The organism is Pseudoxanthomonas sp. PXM04, from assembly GCF_014851695.1.
GTDB classification, from domain to species: Bacteria; Pseudomonadota; Gammaproteobacteria; order Xanthomonadales; family Xanthomonadaceae; genus Pseudoxanthomonas_A; species Pseudoxanthomonas_A beigongshangi.
The window spans coordinates 79041-97024 of record NZ_JACVAG010000007.1; the positions used below are offsets into that span (position 1 = coordinate 79041).

At 67.9% G+C, this 17984-nt stretch carries 17 protein-coding genes; 7 read left to right on the plus strand and 10 right to left on the minus strand.

The genetic code is table 11. The features are described from left to right. The first annotated feature begins 48 nt into the window (after window positions 1–48). On the plus strand, window positions 49–1455 hold the full coding sequence (gene gltX, locus IB228_RS16755; RefSeq protein ID WP_192199268.1) for a glutamate--tRNA ligase: 1407 nt from the start codon (window positions 49–51) through the stop codon (window positions 1453–1455). A 13-nt stretch (window positions 1456–1468) separates the two neighbouring features. After that, window positions 1469–1969 (plus strand): transcriptional repressor, encoded by a 501-nt coding sequence (locus IB228_RS16760; RefSeq protein ID WP_192199269.1) that lies wholly within the window; start codon window positions 1469–1471, stop codon window positions 1967–1969. A gap of 112 nt (window positions 1970–2081) precedes the next feature. Here the strand turns inward: IB228_RS16760 and IB228_RS16765 are convergent, their stop codons facing one another. The 3 genes from IB228_RS16765 to IB228_RS16775 form a co-directional block, all read right to left on the minus strand. Further along, on the minus strand, window positions 2082–3308 hold the full coding sequence (locus IB228_RS16765) for an MFS transporter (protein WP_192199270.1): 1227 nt from the start codon (window positions 3306–3308) through the stop codon (window positions 2082–2084). Beyond that, on the minus strand, window positions 3305–3742 hold the full coding sequence (locus IB228_RS16770; RefSeq protein ID WP_192199271.1) for a helix-turn-helix domain-containing protein: 438 nt from the start codon (window positions 3740–3742) through the stop codon (window positions 3305–3307). Before IB228_RS16770 ends, IB228_RS16765 begins: the two co-directional genes overlap by 4 nt. 676 nt (window positions 3743–4418) lie before the next feature. Then, window positions 4419–6602, minus strand: coding sequence for a TonB-dependent receptor (locus IB228_RS16775; protein ID WP_192199272.1), 2184 nt, complete (start codon window positions 6600–6602; stop codon window positions 4419–4421). Between the two features lie 97 nt (window positions 6603–6699). On the opposite strand from IB228_RS16775, the gene IB228_RS16780 reads away from it, so the two are divergent. Both IB228_RS16780 and IB228_RS16785 read left to right on the plus strand, forming a co-directional pair. Continuing rightward, entirely contained in the window at window positions 6700–7107 is a 408-nt protein-coding gene (locus IB228_RS16780; RefSeq protein WP_192199273.1) for a MerC domain-containing protein, read from the plus strand. 113 nt (window positions 7108–7220) lie between these two features. Next, entirely contained in the window at window positions 7221–7397 is a 177-nt protein-coding gene (locus IB228_RS16785; protein WP_183638518.1) for a 30S ribosomal protein THX, read from the plus strand. Window positions 7398–7505: 108 nt separating this feature from the next. On the opposite strand, the gene IB228_RS16790 is transcribed toward IB228_RS16785, so the two are convergent. The 5 genes from IB228_RS16790 to IB228_RS16810 form a co-directional block, all read right to left on the minus strand. Beyond that, window positions 7506–8138: a LysE family translocator gene (locus IB228_RS16790; RefSeq protein WP_183638516.1), complete on the minus strand. Its 633-nt coding sequence runs from the start codon at window positions 8136–8138 to the stop codon at window positions 7506–7508. Between the two features lie 87 nt (window positions 8139–8225). Then, complete coding sequence (gene hutI, locus IB228_RS16795; RefSeq protein WP_183638514.1) at window positions 8226–9458, minus strand: imidazolonepropionase; 1233 nt, start codon at window positions 9456–9458, stop codon at window positions 8226–8228. Window positions 9459–9484: 26 nt separating this feature from the next. Further along, entirely contained in the window at window positions 9485–9991 is a 507-nt protein-coding gene (locus IB228_RS16800; protein ID WP_183638512.1) for a methylated-DNA--[protein]-cysteine S-methyltransferase, read from the minus strand. After that, window positions 9988–11511 carry a DNA-3-methyladenine glycosylase 2 gene (locus IB228_RS16805; RefSeq protein WP_192199274.1) on the minus strand — a complete coding sequence of 508 codons (1524 nt, stop codon included), beginning with the start codon at window positions 11509–11511 and terminating at the stop codon, window positions 9988–9990. Before IB228_RS16805 ends, IB228_RS16800 begins: the two co-directional genes overlap by 4 nt. 49 nt (window positions 11512–11560) lie before the next feature. Next, complete coding sequence (locus IB228_RS16810; RefSeq protein ID WP_192199275.1) at window positions 11561–12844, minus strand: ectonucleotide pyrophosphatase/phosphodiesterase; 1284 nt, start codon at window positions 12842–12844, stop codon at window positions 11561–11563. 56 nt (window positions 12845–12900) lie between these two features. On the opposite strand from IB228_RS16810, the gene IB228_RS16815 reads away from it, so the two are divergent. Then, window positions 12901–13434 (plus strand): nuclear transport factor 2 family protein, encoded by a 534-nt coding sequence (locus IB228_RS16815; protein ID WP_192199276.1) that lies wholly within the window; start codon window positions 12901–12903, stop codon window positions 13432–13434. Here the strand turns inward: IB228_RS16815 and IB228_RS16820 are convergent, their stop codons facing one another. Then, window positions 13435–14127, minus strand: coding sequence for a ThuA domain-containing protein (locus IB228_RS16820; protein ID WP_343227103.1), 693 nt, complete (start codon window positions 14125–14127; stop codon window positions 13435–13437). A 185-nt stretch (window positions 14128–14312) separates the two neighbouring features. Here IB228_RS16820 and IB228_RS16825 point away from each other — a divergent pair, with 185 nt between their 5' ends. Further along, entirely contained in the window at window positions 14313–16499 is a 2187-nt protein-coding gene (locus tag IB228_RS16825) for a hypothetical protein (protein WP_192199278.1), read from the plus strand. Window positions 16500–16606: 107 nt separating this feature from the next. Here the strand turns inward: IB228_RS16825 and IB228_RS16830 are convergent, their stop codons facing one another. After that, on the minus strand, window positions 16607–16963 hold the full coding sequence (locus IB228_RS16830) for a DUF1428 domain-containing protein (protein ID WP_183641153.1): 357 nt from the start codon (window positions 16961–16963) through the stop codon (window positions 16607–16609). 239 nt (window positions 16964–17202) lie between these two features. Between IB228_RS16830 and IB228_RS16835 the strand changes: the two genes are divergently transcribed. Further along, on the plus strand, window positions 17203–17940 hold the full coding sequence (locus IB228_RS16835; RefSeq protein ID WP_225562511.1) for a GNAT family N-acetyltransferase: 738 nt from the start codon (window positions 17203–17205) through the stop codon (window positions 17938–17940). Window positions 17941–17984 lie beyond the last annotated feature (44 nt).

The window sequence follows — 17984 nt, forward strand, 5'->3', positions numbered from 1 at the left end:
CCCCGCCTTCAAGGTAAAATCGCCCCATTCAGTTTGCCGAGTCCGTCCATGACCTGCCGTACCCGTTTCGCCCCCAGCCCCACCGGCTACCTGCATATCGGCGGTGCCCGCACCGCGCTGTACTGCTGGCTGGAGGCGCGGCATCGCGGCGGCGATTTCATCCTGCGCATCGAGGACACCGATCGCGAGCGCAGCACCCAGGCCGCCATCGATGCGATCCTGGAAGCGATGGACTGGCTGGGGCTGGACTACGACGAAGGCCCGATCTACCAGACCCAGCGCGTCGATCGGTACCGCCAGGTCGCCGAGCAGCTTGTCGCCGACGGCAAGGCGTACTACGCCTACGAGAGCAAGGAGGAACTCGACGCCATGCGCGAGGCGGCGATGGCCGCCCAGCAGAAGCCGCGCTATGACGGCCGCGCCCGCGACCTGAACCTGCCTTGCCGCGAGGATCCCAACCGGGTGATCCGGTTCAAGAATCCCACCGAAGGCAGCGTGGTGTTCGACGATCGCATCAAGGGCCGCATCGAGATCAGCAACAGCGAACTCGACGACATGGTGATCTTCCGTCCGGACGGCTTTCCCACCTACAACTTCGCGGTGGTCGTCGATGACTGGGACATGCGCATCACCGACGTGATCCGTGGCGACGACCACATCAACAACACCCCGCGCCAGATCAACATCTACGAGGCGCTGGGCGTGCCGGTGCCGAAGTTCGCGCACATGCCGATGATCCTGGACGAACAGGGCGCCAAGCTGTCCAAGCGCACCGGCGCGGCCGACGTGATGCAATACAAGGACGCCGGCTACCTGCCGCACGCGCTGATCAACTACCTGGCGCGGCTTGGCTGGTCGCACGGCGACCAGGAAATATTCAGCCGCCAGGAGCTGATCGACCTGTTCTCGGTGGAGGACGTCAATTCCAAGGCCGCGCGCCTGGACATGGCCAAGCTGGGCTGGGTCAACCAGCATTACCTGAAGTCGAACGAGCCGGATGCCATCGCACCGCACCTGGAATACCAGCTGCGCAAGCTGGGCCTAGATGTCGGGCAGGGTCCGCGTCCAGCCGAAGTGGTGGTGGCGATGCGCGATCGCGTGCAGACGCTGAAGGAAATGGCCGAGCGCGCCGCCGTCTGGTACCTGCCGCTGGAGAGCTACGACGAGGCCGCGGTCGCCAAGCACCTCACCGCCGCCGCGCACGCGCCGCTGGCCAAGGCGCGGGAGCTGCTGGCGCAGGCTACGGAATGGACCGTCGAGTCGGTGTCCGCCGCCCTGCACGACACCGCCGCCGCGCTGGAAACCGGCATGGGCAAGGTTGCCCAGCCGATGCGGGTGGCGATCACCGGTACCCAGGTCAGCCCGGACATTTCCCAGACCGTCTACCTGGCGGGTCGCGAGCAGGCCTTGAAACGCATCGATGCAGCGCTTATCAAGACAGGCGGAGCTGCCTGAAACGAGGGACCCCATGCCCAAGACGCATAGTTGTACGGATCCGAAGCACCATGTCAGCGACGCGCGCGGTTTCGTGCGCGCCGTCGAACACGCGTGCCAAGAGCGCGGTCTGCGGCTGACACCGATCCGTGCCCGCGTGCTGGAACTGATCGCCGACGCCGGCAAGCCGGTGAAGGCCTATGAACTGCTCGACTGGGTGCGCGCCACCAAGGGCGTGGGCGCGGACGCGCCGCCGACGGTATACCGCGCGCTGGACTTCCTGATGGCGAACGGTTTCGTGCACAAGCTGGAATCGGTCAACGCCTTCGTCGCCTGCCATCATCCCAACAGCGCCCAGCATTCGGTGCCATTCCTGATCTGCGATCGCTGCCATAGCGCGGTGGAGCTGGAGGATCGCGAAGTGGTGGATCAACTGGAGCGGCGCGCCAAGGCGCTGGGCTTCCAGCCACAGGCGCAGACCCTGGAAGTGCACGGCCTGTGCGCCCGCTGCGCCGAAGCCGCCAGCGCGGATTGAGTTGGAACGCAATTGTGTTGTGGGAGCGACGTGAGTCGCGATGCCTTTCGCGTATCCGCTCATCGCGACTTACGTCGCTCCCACATGGAACATGCAGGCATCATCCGGATGATCAGGCCGTCGCCAGCTTGAGCCTCGGTGCGTTCTCGCGGATCGGCAGGTTGGCTGCGGCGGCCAGCAGCGCCAGCGCCATGTCGGCGTACCACATCAGCGAATAGTTGCCGAAGCGCTCCATCACCACGCCGCCGAGCCAGGCGCCGAAGAACCCGCCCAACTGGTGCGACAGCAGGGTCAGGCCGAACAGCGTGCCCAGGTAGCGCGGACCGAACAGCTTGCCGACCAGGCCGGCGGTCGGCGGCACGGTCGCCAGCCAGGTGAAACCCAGCGCCGCGGCGAACACGTAGAAGGTGAGCGGCGTCGGCGGCGACAGCAGGTAGATCGCGATCATCACCGCGCGGCTGGCGTACATCACCGCCAGGATCCACTTCATCCGGAAGCGCTGGCCCAGCGCACCCGCCGCGAGGCTGCCGGCGACATTGAACAGGCCGATCAGCGCGATGGACGCGGCGGACACACTGGCCGGCAGACCGCACAGGGCGATCTCGCCGGGCAGATGGGTGACCAGGAAGGCGATATGCACGCCGCAGGTGAAGAAGCCCAGATGCAGCATCCAGTAACTGCGATCACGCAGGGCGATACGCAACTGTTCGCGCAGGGTGATTTCCACGGTGGGCGGCGCACCGTCGGAACCCGCGGCAGGCGCCGGCACCGCTCGCCGACGCAGCGGCCAGGCCAGCGGAATCGCCGCCAGGGAGGCCAACGCCAGGCCGTACATCGCGGTGGCCCAGCCGGCGACGCTGATCATCATCTGCACCAGCGGCGCGAACACGAACTGGCCCATCGAACCGCCGGCGTTGATGAAACCGGCGGCGAAGGAACGCTGTTCCGGCGCCATCTGCTGCGCGGTGGCGCCGATCAGGATGGAGAAACTGCCCGCGCCCGCGCCCGCGGCGGTGAGCAGGCCGAGGGTGAACATCAGGCCCCATTGCGACTTCATCCACGGCGTCATCGCCAGGCCGATCGCCAGCAGCACCGCGCCCAGCACCAGTACACCGGTCGAGCCGCGCTTGTCGGCGAACGCGCCAAACACCGGCTGCACCGCGCCCCAGGTGAACTGGCCGATCGCCATCGCGAAGCTGATCGCGGCGATGCCGACACCGGTGCTCTCGTGGATCGGCGCGACGAACAGGCCGGTGGTCTGGCGCGCGCCCATCGTGATCATGAGCGTGGCGGCGGCGGCGAGCAGCAACGCCCAGGGCATGCGGGAGCTGGCGGTCATTCTGCGGCCTCCTGGTCATGCAGGCGTTCGGTCAATTTGTCGAGATCGGCATGCAGGCGGGCGACCGCGTCGGCACCGAACGCCTCGTCGATGATCCCTTGTGCGCGCTGCCAGTGTGGGCGTGCCGCCTCCAGCCGCTGGCGGCCGGCATCGCTCAGTTGCAGCAGGCGTTGGCGCGCATCCTCGCCGCGCGTCTCGGCCAGCAGGCCGACGGCCAGCAGTGGTTTGAGGTTGCGGGTGAGGGTGGTGCGATCCATGCCGAGTTCGTCGGCCAAGCTGCCGAGCGTGCGCGGCGATTCGCCGGCGCGGCGCAGGATGCTGTACTGATTGAGGCTCAGATCCACCGCCGCCAGTTCGCGGTCGTAGATCTGGGTGACCCGACGGGTCGCCCGGCGCAGATGGAAGCAGGTGCAGGGGCTGCGGAAGGAGGACATGGACGCGGACCCGGGGCGGGAGCTGGATTATATGTGCATATACACATAAATCAACAACTCCTAGCCGTAGAGCGGAGCTTGCTCCGCTGAAGGATCCGCTCGTGGGGAGGCTGAAGCCGCCGGGCAAGCTCGGCGCTACAGGAGGAATCCACCGCCGTAGAGCGGAGCTTGCTCCGCTGGAACGATCCGCTCGTGGGAACGTTGAAGCCGCCGGGCAAGCCCGGCGCTACAGGAGGAATCCACCGTCGTAGAGCGGAGCTTGCTCCGCTGAACATCCGTTCGCGAAAAGGTTGACGCCGCCGGGCAAGCCCGGCGCTACAGGAGGAATCCACCGCCGTAGAGCGGAGCTTGCTCCGCTGGAACGATCCGCTCGCGGGAAGGTTGAAGCCGCCGAGCAAGCTCGGCGCTACAGGAGAAATCCACCGTAGTAGAGCGGAGCTTGCTCCGCTGGAACGATCCGTTCGCGGGAGAGTTGACGCCGCCGAGCAAGCTCGGCGCTACAGGAGGAACCCACCGCCGTAGAGCGGAGCTTGCTCCGCTGGGACGATCCGCTCGCGAGGAAGGTTGACGCCGCCGGGCAAGCCCGGCGCTACAGGCGGGCCCGTTCTGTGGCCCCCATAAGCAAAACGGCCACCCTTGCGGGTGGCCGTGCTTCGCACAGGCGGAGAGAGGCCCGTCAGAAGTAGGCGCGGATGCCGAACGCCACGCCGCGGCCCGGCAGCGGCGAGAAATCACGCAGCAACGAGGTATGCGGGCGGGCTTCCTTGTCGGTCAGGTTGCTGCCGTCCAGGAACAGTTCCCAGCTGGTTTCCGGCCGATCCCAGCGATACGCCAGGTGCGCATCGACCAGGGTGTAGCCGGGGCTGGGCTCCTCGTTCTGCGCGACGTCGTCCTGCTTGGCGTAGCGAACCGCCCCCACCGATGCGCGCCAGCCGCCCAGCGACCAGTTCAGGTCGGCACCGAGGCGGGCCGGGGCGATGCGCGGAAGATTGCCGCCCTGGGCGAGGTCGATCGTGTAGCGATGGAAGTGGTCGTCGTGCGGCACGGCGAGCTGCACGCGACGCGTGCCCGTGCCGTCCAGCTCCGCACGCACGCGGTCGCCGAACAGGCGCAGATCCCAGGCACCGGCCTGCTCGGAATCAACCAGCTTGATCCGTGCTTCGGCTTCCACGCCCTTGAACTTCGCATCCTGCTGCGTCCACAGCCGCACCGGCAGCCCTTCCTCGACACCGGTGTCGGCCAGGTAGATGAAGTCCTTGAAGTTGGTCTGGTAGACCGCCAGCTTGAAGTCAATGCGATCGGTATGCGCGTGCAGGCCGATTTCCGCGCGGCGGCCACGCTCCTTGTCCAGGTTGGCGTCGCCGACTTCGATCGACTGCGTGGCGATGTGCGTGCCGCCGGCGAACAGTTCCTCGTTGGTGGGTGCGCGCTCAGAGCTGTCCAGGCCGAAGCGCAGATCGAAGACCGGATTGATGCGCCAGATCGCCGCGCCCGACAGGCTGGTCACGTCGAAATCGCGGTTCGCATGGCCTTGGGGATCCAGCTTGACCTGCTCATGGCGGCCACCGAGTTCGAGTTTCCAGGGGCCGAAGTCCTTTTCCTGCACCACGAACACGCCGAGGGTATCGGTGAGGGTATCCGGGACGAAGGCTTCCTCGCCGATCGCGCCGAAATCGCTGCGACCGTACTGCAGGCCGAACGCGCCACGCCAGCCGTGGAACTCCTTCTGCACCGCTTCCAGGCGCAATTCGCGGCCGCGGTTGGTGAAACGGGTGGCCGGCATGCCCCCTTCCAGTTCGACGTGCTCGTAATCGTTGTAGGCGCCGCGCAGGTTGATCGCCTGCAGGAACGAAAACGGATCGTAGACGCCGGCCTTCACGTCGATGCGGTTCTGCACCATGTCGATGCGGACCGGACCTTCTTCCTCGTGCGCTTCCTCTTCCTCGCCTTCGTGCTCGTGGCCGTGGCCGTGGCCGTCGTCATGCACGTGCGCGCCGGCGGGAATGCCGTAGTTGTTGCGGTAGGTGCTGGCGGCCAGGCCGAAGTACGCCTTTTCGCCCAGCCAGGTCGCGCCGACCGCGCCGGCGCGGGTGCGCACCGAACTGTTCGGCAGCGTGCCCTTGGGCTGCTCTTCCTCGTGCGCGTGATCCTCTTCGCCTTCGTCATGGTGTTCGAGCACCGCGTAGCCGGGAATGTCGTAGTCGTCGGTGTTGCGTACCAGGCCGTCCACATGCAGGACCCAGTTGCCGTTGACCCCGTCGAGCCGGAACATGCCGCTGCGCTCGTCGTTGACGGTGTTGCCGCGTACTTCCACCCGGCCGCTGAAAGGATCTTCCGGAAGGGTGTCGGGCAGGCGGCCGTCGACCACGTTGACCGCGCCGCCGATCGCGCCGCTGCCGAACAGCAGGGTGGCGGGGCCTTTCAGCACTTCGATCTGATCGGCCAGGAACGGCTCGATGCTGACTGCGTGGTCGGCGCTGACGGTGGAAGCATCCATCGAGCCGATGCCGCCTGACAGCACCTGCACGCGCGGGCCTTCCTGGCCGCGGATGATCGGGCGGCCGACGCCGGTGCCGAAGAAGGTGGTCTGCACGCCGGGCAGCTTGGAGACGGTGTCGCCCAGGGTGGCGGCCTTGCTGCGGTCCAGTTCCTCGCCGACCAGCACTTCCACCGGCTTGGCCAGCGATTCCGCGCTGCCCTTCAGCGGCGAGGCGGTCACCACCACGGCGTCCAGGTCCCGGGGAGTGCGGGTCGTGTCGGCGTCGGCGGCGATCGCCGTGGCGCCGGCCGGAACGAGGACGGCGACAGCCAGGGCACGGGCGAGCAGATGGCGGCGGGGGAGGGAGCGGAATGGCTTCATGTGGGGAGGCGGTCCGAATGAATGGAGGGGGACTTGACGAATGTTATAATATACCAATACCGAAAAGGTACCCCTCCCGGAAGTCATACTTGCCGCCATGAACGAACGTTTCCGCCGCCTGCTGGATCGCTTTGGTGCCACCGGTTCCCTGATTTGCGCCGTCCACTGCGCGCTGACCCCGTTCCTGCTCGCGGCGATTCCGTCGCTGGGCCTGTCCGCCTGGCTGGGCGACGATTTCGAACGTGCATTCGTGGTCTTCGTGACCGTGCTCGGCCTGTTCAGCCTGCTCTGGGGCTATCGTCGCCATCGCGCATTCCGGGCGCTGGGGCTCCTGATCGTGGGTCTTGTCACCCTCTGGGCGGGGGTGCTCTACCCACCGCTGCACGAATCGGCAATCGTCCACGCCGTCGTCATGACCCTGGGCGGCACCCTGGTCGGGCTGGCCCACGTGGTCAACCTGCGCCTGAACCACTGGCACATCCACGACGCCAGCTGCGCGCACTGAGACACGCGGGTCAAGGCTTTCAGGCCCCGCTGTGATAGGCTTTGCGGCCTCGCGCACGACCCCGCCCGGGTCGTTTCGCCAGCGCGGCAATTCAATGAATCAGGAGAACAACGATGGGCAAGGGTGACCGCAAAACCGCCAAGGGCAAGCGCTACGTGTCCAGCTACGGCAACGCGCGCAAGAGCACCGTGGCCAAGGCCGGTGTCGCCGCGACGGCGACCACCAAGAAGACCGTGGTGAAGGCGCCGGCCAAGAAGGCCGTGGCCAAGAAGGCCGTCGCCAAGGCCTGAGCCTTTCGTACCGGATCCGCGGATCCGGCGACGGGAAAAAGAAAACCCCGGCTCGCGCCGGGGTTTTTCTTTGCGCCGATACCGCGTGGCCTGCGTGCTCCCGCCCTGTCAGCGCCGGCCCTCGACCAGCATGCGCGTCGCCAGGCCGGCCAGCACGGTGCCCATCAGCCAGCGTTGCGCGACCTGCCACAGTGGGCGTTGCCCGATGAACAGGGCGATCGAACCGGCCATGGCGACAATCAACGCATTGACGCTGACGCTCACCGAGATCTGGGTGAACCCGAGCAGCAGCGACTGGGACAGCACGCTGCCGTGCGCGGGGTCGATGAACTGCGGCAGCAGCGACAGGTACATCACCGCGACTTTCGGATTGAGCAGCGTGGTGGCGAAACCCATCGCGAACAGCTTGCGGGGGCCATCCTGGGGCAGGTCGCGTACCTGGAACGGTGAGCGTCCGCCGGGCCGGATGGCCTGCCAGGCGAGGTAGAGCAGGTACAGCGCGCCGGCGAGCCGCAATGCGTCGTAGGCGTAGGGAACCGCCATCATCAACGCGGTGATGCCAAAGGCCGCGCAAAGCACATAGAACACGAAACCCAGGGCGACGCCGCCCAGCGAAACAAGGCCGGCCATGCGTCCCTGGGAAATCGACCGGGACACTAGGTAGATCATGTTCGGACCCGGTGTCAGCACCATGCCCAGGCAGATGAGGGCGAAGGCGACCAGGGTGGACGACTGCGGCATGTCGGTGTTCTCGGGGGGAGGAAAGTGTGGGAGCCGCGCCACTGGCGAAGGTTCGTCGCCAGCGGGAGCGAAGGGAGCGGCGAATCGTCAGCGCACCCGCCGGCCACCGGCATACACGCCCGCCACCAGCTCGCCGCCCAGCCAGTAGCTCAACTGCGCGGGCTGGGCGATGTTCCAGAGCACGAAATCCGCGCGCCGCCCGACCGCGAGCGCACCGCGATCCGCCAGGCCAAGCGCGCGTGCGCCTTGCGTGGTGGCGCCGCGCAGTGCTTCTTCCGGAGTCAGCCGGAAGTGCGTGCAGGCCAGCGACATCGCCAGTCGCAGCGACTGCAGGGGCGCGGTGCCGGGATTGCAGTCGGTCGCCACCGCCATCGGCACGCCGTGGGCGCGGAACGCCTCCAGCGGCGGCAGCCTGGTTTCGCGCAGCACGTGGAAGGCACCCGGCAGCAGCACCGCGACCGTGCCGTGCCCCGCCATCGCGCGCACGCTGTCCTCGGAGGTGTACTCGACGTGGTCCGCCGACAGGCCGTCGAACTCGGCGACCAGCGCGGCGCCATGACCGTCGCTCAACTGATCCGCATGCAGCTTGACCGGCAGGCCGAGTGCGCGCGCGGCCTCGAACACCCGGCGGGTCTGCGCGGCATCGAAGGCGATGCGCTCGCAGAAGGCGTCCACCGCATCGACCAGCCCTTCGGCATGCAGCTGCGGCAGCCATTCGCATACCGCGTCGATGTACGCGTCGGCGCGTCCGCTGTATTCCGGCGGCAACGCGTGCGCGCCAAGGAAGGTGGTGCGCACGGTGATGCCGAGCTGCTCGCCGATCCGGCGCGCGACCCGCAGCATCTTGCGCTCGTTGGCCAGATCCAGGCCGTAGCCGGACTTGATTTCCAGGGTGGTCACGCCATCGGCGAGCAGCGCGCGCGCGCGGGGCAGCGACTGCGCCAGCAGTTCGTCCTCGCTGGCGGCGCGGGTGGCGCGCACGGTGGACACGATGCCGCCGCCGGCGCGAGCGATTTCTTCGTAACTGACGCCTTGCAGGCGCTGTTCGAACTCGCCGGCGCGATCCCCGGCGAAAACGGTGTGGGTATGGCAGTCGACCAGGCCCGGGCTCACCCATTGGCCTTCGGCACGCAGCGCCGGGCGATCGCCATCGTTGCCGAGACGCTCCCAATCCGCGCGGGAACCGACGAAATCGAGCAGGCCGTCGCGCCAGGCCAGCACGCCCTGCTCGATGACGCCATAGCCGGCATCGCCAGTCAATGTGATCAGGTTTGCGTCCAGCAGGACGCCGTCGGAGGGATGCGTGGAGGAAGCGCTCATGCGGTCATTCTAGAACGCCACGGTATTCAATCGAACAGATCGCCCGCCGGCAGCGCGCCCTCCAGGGTCAGCAGGTACTGCTTGGTCGGCAGGCCGCCGCCGAATCCGGTCAGACTGCCGTCCGCGCCAATCACGCGATGGCAGGGCAGCACGATGGGCAGCGGATTGCGCCCGTTCGCCGCGCCGACCGCGCGGGTGGCGGTCGGCTTGTCCACGCGCCGCGCCAGTTCCGCGTAGCTGATGGTCTGTCCGTAGGGAATGTCGGCGAGCGTGTGCCAGACGATGCGCTGGAAGTCGGTTCCCTGCGGCGCGAGCGGCAAATCGAACTGCTGGCGCTCGCCGCGGAAGTACTCGCCCAGCTGGCGCGCGGTTTCGCGCATCACCGGGTTGTCGCCCGGTTGCCAGTCCGGTGAACGCTTGTACGGATGGCGCGGATTGTCGAATTCGATCACGCGCAGCGCGGCGTCGTCGGCCACCAGCAGCAGCGGGCCGACCGGGCTGTCGATGTGGCGGTAGTGCAAGGGAGTGTTCATGGCGTGGACACGGGCAATGGTGAAGCGGGCAAGGGTTTGGGAGCGGGCATGCTGTCGCGCCACAGTTGGATCACCGCGTAGGCGCGCCAGGGGCGCCACGCCTCGGCGCGGGCGGTGAGGGCTTTCGCGGTCATCCGGCTGCCGTCGGTGGGCACGGCTTTCTGCAATACCAGATCGTCGGCGGGAAATGCGTCGGGATGGCCGAGCGCGCGCATGGCCATGTAGTTGGCCGTCCACGGACCGATGCCCGGCAGGGCGACCCAGCGCGCGGTGAAATCGTCCAGCGTGCGTTCGCCGCGAAAATCCACGCGGTCTTCCAGCAGTGCGCGCGCCATCGTGTTGATGGTGGCGGCGCGGGCACGGGTCAGGCCGATCGCGGTGAGATCGACATCGACCAATGCCTCGGCGGAGGGGAACAGGTGCGCGAGTCCGGTGCCGAACGGGACCGGCAACGGGGTGCCATGCCGCTGGGCCAGGCGCGCCGTGAGCGTGCGCGCGGCGGCCACGCTGACCTGCTGGCCGATGATCGCGCGCACCGCGATCTCGAAGCCGTCCCAGCCGCTGGGCAGGCGCAGGCCGGGGCGCTTGCGCAGCAGCGGGCGCAGACGCGAATCGGCGCCCAGCGCCCGCGCGATCGCCTGCGGATCCGCATCCAGGTCGAACATGCGGCGGATCCGGTTGACGATGGCGAGCAACTGCGCCGGCGCGGCGCCATGCAGTTCCAGCCGCAGCGCGTGATCGTCGGGCTTCGCGCTCCAGCGGCTGACCCGCAGCCAGCCCGGCGCGTCGGCGCCGCCGATGACGCGCGCGTAGCTGTCCGCGTCCACGTACTCGACGCCGGGCAGGGCGCGGCCGCGCAGGAAGTCCAGCATGGCCTCGAAGTCATACGGTGGCCGGTAACCAAGCCGCAGGGCGACGCCTTCGTCTTCCACCGTCGATTCGCGCTTGCGCAGATCGCGAGGCGCCATCCGGTAGGCCTCGCGGAAGGTGGTGTTGAAACGGGTCAGGCTGCCGAATCCCGCCGCCAGCGCGACCTGGGTGATTGGCAGGCGCGTCTCGGTGAGCAGTTGCTTGGCGAACAGCAACCGACGGGTACCGTGCACGCCGACCGGGCTGGCACCCAGCCGATCGTTGAACAGGCGCCGCAACTGGCGTTCGCCCAGTCCCAGCGAACCGGCCAGATCCGCCAGCGGGCGATCGGCCAGCGCGCCCTGGTCGATCAGCTTCAGTGCCCGTGCGACGGTTTCATCGCCCCGCCGCCAGGCGCCGTCGCTGGGCGACAGTTCCGGCCGGCAGCGCAGGCAGGGGCGGAAGCCGTCGGCCTCCGCCGCGGCGGCGTTCGGATAGTAGGTGACGTTGGCCGGCTTCGGCGCCGGCGCGGGACAGACCGGACGGCAGTAGATGCGGGTGCTGGTGACGGCGGTGAAGAATAGGCCGTCGAAGCGTGGGTCACGGCTCAGCCGCGCCTGTTCGCAGACGCGGTGATCGGGCAGGCCGGCGGGGAGGGGGGCGGAGGACATGCGTGCAGGCTAGCACCGCCCATGGCCCCCGACTCACCGTTTTCGGACATCAATGCCGGGACGCTGAAGCAGCCTCGGCGTCGCTCAGGATCGGCAGCAGGGTCCGCGGATCGCCATCGTTGGGCGCGGGCGTGACGCCCAGCAGGCGGGCCAGCAGCGGATAGACGTCGACATTGTCGAAGCCGGGCACGACAAGGCCGTGCCGGAACGCCGGACCGCGCGCCAGGAAGATCGCGCGCATCGAGGGCAGCGCCGGGTCGTAGCCATGCGAGCCGCCGCCCTTCCAGCCGCTGCGGCGCCACCGTTCGACCGCCTCGCGTTTCACCAGCAGCCAGCCTTCGTCGGCCTGGCAGACGATCGCGGGCACGCGCGGATGGGTGCCGTAATGCCAGCGCGCGGGCATGTCCTGCTTGCGCCAGCATTCGGCGTGATCGCGTCGGCCGAGCAACTGCCGCTCGACGGCGGCCTCACGGCCGGGGCGGGGGTTGAAACCGACCACCTGGCCGACGGTGATGGCATCCGCGTCATCCGGGGACACCCGATCCTCGATGACCATCACGCGCTCGGGCGACGTCGCGGTCATGCCGTGATCGGAGACCACGATGAGGTTCACGCGATTGCGTTCGCCGCGGGCGTCGATGCCGTCGACGAGCTGGCCGATGGCGGCATCGATCGCCTTCAGGGTGTCCTCGACATTGCGCGAAGCCGGACCGTTGTCATGGCCGGCGGTGTCCACGTGCTCGAAATACAGCGTGATCAGGCGCGGACGCTCGGTCGCCGGCAGATCCAGCCAGGCCTGCACCTGGCGCACGCGATCATCGATGGCGAAGGCCTTGTCGAACGGGAACCACTGGGTGGGGCGGACGCCCTGCACGGCGGCTTCGGAACCCGGCCAGAACATGGTCGCCGTACGCAGCCCGGCCTTCTCCGCGCCAACCCAGATCGGTTCACCGCTCCACCAGCGTGCATCGCCCACCGCTTCGCGGTCGCTCAGCGAAAAGTTGCCCAGGTGCTCGTCGAACATCGTGTTGCTGATGATGCCGTGATGATCCGGGCGCAGGCCGGTGACCAGGGTGTAATGGTTGGGGAAGGTCAGCGAGGGGTAGGAGGGATTCATCCACTCGGCGCGCACGCCGTCCTCGGCCAGCCGGGTCAGATGGGGCGTGATGCCGCGCTGGAGGTATTCGGCGCGAACGCCGTCGAGCGAGATCAGCAGGAGGGTGGCGGGTTCCCGGGGGGGAATGGAGGCGGAGTGCGGAGCGCGGGTCGCGCAGCCGGCCGACAGCAGCAATGCGGCGGCCAGCCACGCGGCCCTGACGAATGGCAGGCGCATGGAAGGACGGATGGGAATGGAATGCGCAAAGCTTGGCAGGTTTCGGAGAACTTCGCATGACAGACGGTCTACGACTTTCGGCCCTGCTGGGGCTGGCGGGCCTGGCGACGGGCGTCGCGGCCGTTGAGCCGCCGCCGCACCCGGGGATGGCAAGCGACGCGCGATGCGCGGTTTGGACGCGGGAACTCGGCTTCGCCGACGCCCTCGCACGGCACGACGCCACCGCCTTCGCCGGCTTCCTCCACGCCGACGCGGTGTTCGGCGTGGGTCATCAGCCCACCCGCGGTCGTGACGCCATCGTGGCCGACTGGATGCCGCTGATCGAAGGCAAGGCGCTGGAACTGCGCTGGTATCCGGAGCGGGTCTCGGTCGGCGGCGACGGCCGCACGGCCTACTCCAGCGGTCCGGCGCTGTACCGCAACCCGAAGGACGGCAGCCATCGGCTGGGACGCTTCGGATCGGTGTGGCAGCAGGATCGCGACGGTCAGTGGCGGGTGATTTTCGACGACGGCGTGCGTCCGCTACCGGTCGACAAAGCGGGGGTCAAGGCGTTCGAGGCGGGACGCCGCGATGCCTGCCCGGCCGCCTGATCAGCACGCGTCCGCGCGTCCGGTCACGTAGCGCAGGCCGCGCCGGAGATGACGCAGGAAGGTCGCGTTTGAATACATCGCCATGTCATGGCCCAGCCCCGTGTACCAGGCACGGCCGCCTTCGAAACCGTGGCACCAGGCGATCGGATGATCATCGCCCATGGTCCCGCCGGTGTAGTCGTGCTCGTCCACTGTCGCGATCACTTCGACCGAACCGCGCGGGTTGCGCCGGTAGTTGTAGATTTCGTCGGTGACCCGCCATTCGCGTCCACGCGCCGCGATGCCATCGTGGCCGAAACGCACGCGGGTGGTCTGCAGCCCGGGTGGATGGCCGAGGAACCACGCACCGACCAGTTCGCCGTACCACGGCCAGTCGTATTCGGTATCCGCCGCCGCGTGCACGCCCATGAAACCGCCGCCTGCGCGGATGAAGCCTTCCAGCGCCCGTTGCTGTTCCGGATCCAGGATGTCGCCGGTGGTGTTGACGAAGATCACCGCGCGGTAGCGCTGCAATCGATCCGGCGCGAACACCGAGGCATCCTCGCTGGTATCCGCATCGAGTGACTGCCGGCGGGCGATCTCGCGCAGCGCGGTCACCGCCACAGGAATGGAATCGTGGCGGAAACCGGCGGTCTTGCTGAAGATCAGCACGCGCGAGGGCGGGGCAGCCGCGATGGCTGCAGCGGAAACCACGCAGCACACCGCCAACACCAGGGCGCGGAGAAGGATTCGCGGCATCATGCGGCGAGTCTGCCACAGCGGCCGGATGGTTTCAGTGGACACCATGCTGCGCTGCAATTGGCGGTCATGCGGGGCGATGGCTTAGGGTGCGAACCAGGAACATCCGCCGCAGGACGCGCTTCCCCACGAGGTTCTCCATGCGCCATTGGCCGGGTCTGCTCTGCCTGTTGCTGTCATTCGTGTCGGTGCCGGTTTCCGCGGCGGAACCGGCGTCGACGTCGTACGAACTTCCGCGCTGGTCGATTGAACAGCCGCGCGAGAACCGCTACCTCTCGGCGCACGGCCTGCGAGCCTTCGCCGGGGGGTATTCCGAGGACGGGCTGGAACTGTGGACGTTTCCGTTGCAGATCGCGGCAGGCTATCGGCCTGGATTCGTGATCGACGGAAAGATGCGCGACGGGCTGGCCTATCTGGTTTCGGCGGAAGTGGATCCGCTGGGGATGACCCGGCACTACGCGGGGCCGGGTTTTTCGCTGCGCGAGCGCGTGGAGGCGCGTGGCCGTTTGCCCGGTGTCATCGTGCGCTACGAACTGGAAGGCGAAGACATCGGACTGGAAATCCGTTTCCGGCCGTCGCTCAACCTGATGTGGCCGGCGGCGGTGGGCGGGCAGGAATTGGCCTGGGACGCGCAGGCGAAAGGATTCCTGATCAGCGAACCACGCAGGCAGTTCCGTGCGCTGGTGTCCTCGCCGCAGGCGACGGAGCACAGCGAGCCGAACAACGATCGGCGTGGCAGCGAGTTCGGCCTGCCATTGTTCCTGCGCCTGCAGCCGCAAGCCTGCGGCACGAAACGTTGCGCGGAACTGCTGTTCGCCGGCCAGAGCGAGGTGGACGAGGACGTGCATGCCACCACTGCGGCATTGCAACAGCCCGCGTCGGCGGAAGACGCGGCGCGTTTCGTGTCCTCCGAACGGCTCCGCGTCACCACGCCCGATGCCGATGCCAATCGGGCACTGGGCTGGGCCCAGATTGCGCTGGAGCAGGCGTGGACCTGCAACGCCCGGCTGGGCTGCGGCCTGGTCGCCGGTTACGGGCCATCGCACGGCGCGCGGCGTCCGCAGTACGCGTGGTATTTCGCCGGTGACGGACTGGTCGGCACGCGTGCGTTGATCCACGAAGGACGCTTCGAGCGCGCGGCGGAGGAGCTGGCGTTCATCCTGCGCTACCAGCATCCGGACAACGGCATGATCTGGCACGAGATGTCGCAGAGCGCGGGCTTCCTGGACTGGGCCGGCGACTATCCGTACATGTACGTGCATGTCGACATCGCGTTCGATTTCATCGGTGTGCTGGCCGAATACGTCCGCGCCAGCGGCGACACCGGATTCCTGCGCCGGCACTGGCCCGCCGTCCTCAGGGCCTACCGCTATTGCCTGTCCACGCGCGATACCGATGACGGCCTGCCGCGCGTGCCGGCCGACAAGATGAGCGCGAACGAGCAGGATCGCCTGACCGACGAGTTGACCCTGTCGGCGGCCTGGGTCGAGACCGCGCAGGCCATGTCGGCGTTGGCGCGGGTGCAGGGTGACGAAGTACTGGGTCGCGAAGCCGCCAGTGCCGCCGGGCAGGCGCGCATCCAGTTGCGCAAGCGTTATCGCGACGAGGCCGGCCGGCGCTGGATCAGCGGCTTCAGTCACGCCGGCAAAGCCGGGGAAAGCACCTCGCCGGCGGATCTGGCGGCCATCCGTTCCGGGGCGGCCACGGATGCGGAAGTGGACGCCACGCTGGGCCAGCTCTCACGGCCGGCCTACCTTGCCGCGTGGGGACTGCGCAGCCAGCCGGACACGGCCGCCGACTACGACCCGGAAGCCTATTCGCGCGGCAGCGTGTGGGGGCTGGGCACCGCGATGGCGGCCGAGACCCTGTGGCGCGCGGGCAGGCCGGAGCAGGCGGCGACGCTATGGCGCAGCCTGGTGTCCTGGGCGGGCGCGGATTCGCCGGGGCACATGCACGAGGTCATGCGCGGCGATCGTCCGGAGCCGCAGCGCGAATCGGTGCCGGAACAGACCTGGTCCTCGGCGGCGTTCCTGTCCGCGGCTGTCCACGGCATGCTCGGACTGGACGTGGATGCGCTGGCGAAGCGGCTGCGGTTCGCACCGCGGCCGCCGGCCGGCTGGGATCGCCTGGCCGTCGAAAATGTCCGCATCGGCGACGGCCGTGTCGATCTGCGTTGGCGCAGCATCGCCAATGGCGCCGAACTGGAAATTGAAAACCGCGGGGCGCCGTTTCTGCTGCTCTGGGAACAAGGGCAGGGCGAAGGCGCCACGCCTGTCGTGATCGAGCGGCGCATCGCCACCGGGCACACCCGGCTGGGTGTGCCCTGAGCGGGCTCATGGGTCGAGGCATCGACGGGTGACGGGTTTGCCCAGCCACGGACGACACCGCGCGCAGGAGCAGCGGAGTGAGCTCCGCTCCACGGTTCTCCGGGGGATTACTTTTTCAGATCCACCACGGGCGCGAAGCCACCAAAGATCATCCGCTTGCCGTCGAAGGGCATGGGATTGGCGGCATCCATGCGCGGATCCTCCATCATCTTTTTCATGCCGACGTCGCGGGTCGCCTTGTCCGGCCATTCGATCCAGGAGAACACCACGGTCTCCTCGTCGGTGGCCTTCACCGCGCGGCGGAAATCGGTGACTTGCCCGTCCGGGACGTCGTCGCCCCAGCATTCGATGACGCGGATGGCGCCGAGCTCCATGAAAATCGGATCGAACTCGCCGGCGTGGGCGATGAACTTCTCCTTGTTGGCGTTTGGCACGGCGATGAGGAAACCGTCGATGTACGACATGGTGGAGCTCCTGTGCTTTGAGAGGAATGAAAGGTCCGGGATACGGGCCTTCCTGGTGTCGACGAACGGGCAAGGCGGAAATCGACAATGGCCGGGGCCCTGTTCAGGCAGGGGCCGCGAGGACAGCGGTCCATGCGGCGCCATCAGATATGCCGGAGGGACCCGGGTGTTGGCGTGACGGCACGGTTAACATGGGCGAACGCCGGGATGCGTCTGCTGCATCGCCGCGAATGCACCGCATGACGATGAATACCGAAGTCCTCGAACCTCGCGTCCACGCCGCACTCGACAATCCGTTCTGGTCCGCGCTGCAAAGCCTGCACAGCGGCATCGCGCTGCGTGCGGGCGCGGTGGCGCGCTACCCCGCCGAATATGCACCGTTCCTGGGCGTGGCGAGCGCCGCCGACGGGGACCTTGGCGCGGAGCTGGAGGTGCTGGTCGCGCCCGGCGAATCCGTCTACCTGATCGGGGTGGTACCGGAAGCACCGCCGGGCTGGCGGCTGGAGACGTTCCGGCCGCTGGCGCAGATGGTCCGCACGACGCCGCTGCCGGTGGCCGAGGGGCCGGAGATCCTGTCGCTGGGCGAATCGCATCGCGCCGACGTGCTGGCACTGACCGCGCTGGTCTATCCGCACTACTTCCGTGAACGCACCATGGACATGGGCCGCTACTTCGGCATCTACCAGGACGGACGCCTGGCCGCGATGATCGGCGAGCGCCTGGGAACGGGAGAGTGCCGCGAGATGAGCGCGATCTGCACCCACCCGGATTTCAACGGCCGCGGCTACGCCGGCCGGCTGACCGCCATGCTCGTCAACGACACGCTTGCCCGTGGCGCGTTGCCGTTCCTGCACGTGAGCCACGAGAACCCGCGTGCGCTGCAGTTGTATGAGCGGCTGGGTTTCCGGCATCGGCGCGACATCGGATTCTGGTCGCTGCGGCGGGCCTGGACGCGGCGATCGAAACGCCACGGTTGAAAGGTTCTTCCGTCGTCCCAATCCGGAGGATTCACCTTTTTCCG

Coding starts and splice junctions, on each gene's coding strand:
- gltX (WP_192199268.1), top strand. CDS start 49: ATGACCTGCCGTACCCGTTTCGCCCCCAGCCCCACCGGCTACCTGCAT.
- IB228_RS16760 (WP_192199269.1), top strand. CDS start 1,469: ATGCCCAAGACGCATAGTTGTACGGATCCGAAGCACCATGTCAGCGAC.
- IB228_RS16765 (WP_192199270.1), bottom strand. CDS start 3,308: ATGACCGCCAGCTCCCGCATGCCCTGGGCGTTGCTGCTCGCCGCCGCC.
- IB228_RS16770 (WP_192199271.1), bottom strand. CDS start 3,742: ATGTCCTCCTTCCGCAGCCCCTGCACCTGCTTCCATCTGCGCCGGGCG.
- IB228_RS16775 (WP_192199272.1), bottom strand. CDS start 6,602: ATGAAGCCATTCCGCTCCCTCCCCCGCCGCCATCTGCTCGCCCGTGCC.
- IB228_RS16780 (WP_192199273.1), top strand. CDS start 6,700: ATGAACGAACGTTTCCGCCGCCTGCTGGATCGCTTTGGTGCCACCGGT.
- IB228_RS16785 (WP_183638518.1), top strand. CDS start 7,221: ATGGGCAAGGGTGACCGCAAAACCGCCAAGGGCAAGCGCTACGTGTCC.
- IB228_RS16790 (WP_183638516.1), bottom strand. CDS start 8,138: ATGCCGCAGTCGTCCACCCTGGTCGCCTTCGCCCTCATCTGCCTGGGC.
- hutI (WP_183638514.1), bottom strand. CDS start 9,458: ATGAGCGCTTCCTCCACGCATCCCTCCGACGGCGTCCTGCTGGACGCA.
- IB228_RS16800 (WP_183638512.1), bottom strand. CDS start 9,991: ATGAACACTCCCTTGCACTACCGCCACATCGACAGCCCGGTCGGCCCG.
- IB228_RS16805 (WP_192199274.1), bottom strand. CDS start 11,511: ATGTCCTCCGCCCCCCTCCCCGCCGGCCTGCCCGATCACCGCGTCTGC.
- IB228_RS16810 (WP_192199275.1), bottom strand. CDS start 12,844: ATGCGCCTGCCATTCGTCAGGGCCGCGTGGCTGGCCGCCGCATTGCTG.
- IB228_RS16815 (WP_192199276.1), top strand. CDS start 12,901: ATGACAGACGGTCTACGACTTTCGGCCCTGCTGGGGCTGGCGGGCCTG.
- IB228_RS16825 (WP_192199278.1), top strand. CDS start 14,313: ATGCGCCATTGGCCGGGTCTGCTCTGCCTGTTGCTGTCATTCGTGTCG.
- IB228_RS16830 (WP_183641153.1), bottom strand. CDS start 16,963: ATGTCGTACATCGACGGTTTCCTCATCGCCGTGCCAAACGCCAACAAG.
- IB228_RS16835 (WP_225562511.1), top strand. CDS start 17,203: ATGACGATGAATACCGAAGTCCTCGAACCTCGCGTCCACGCCGCACTC.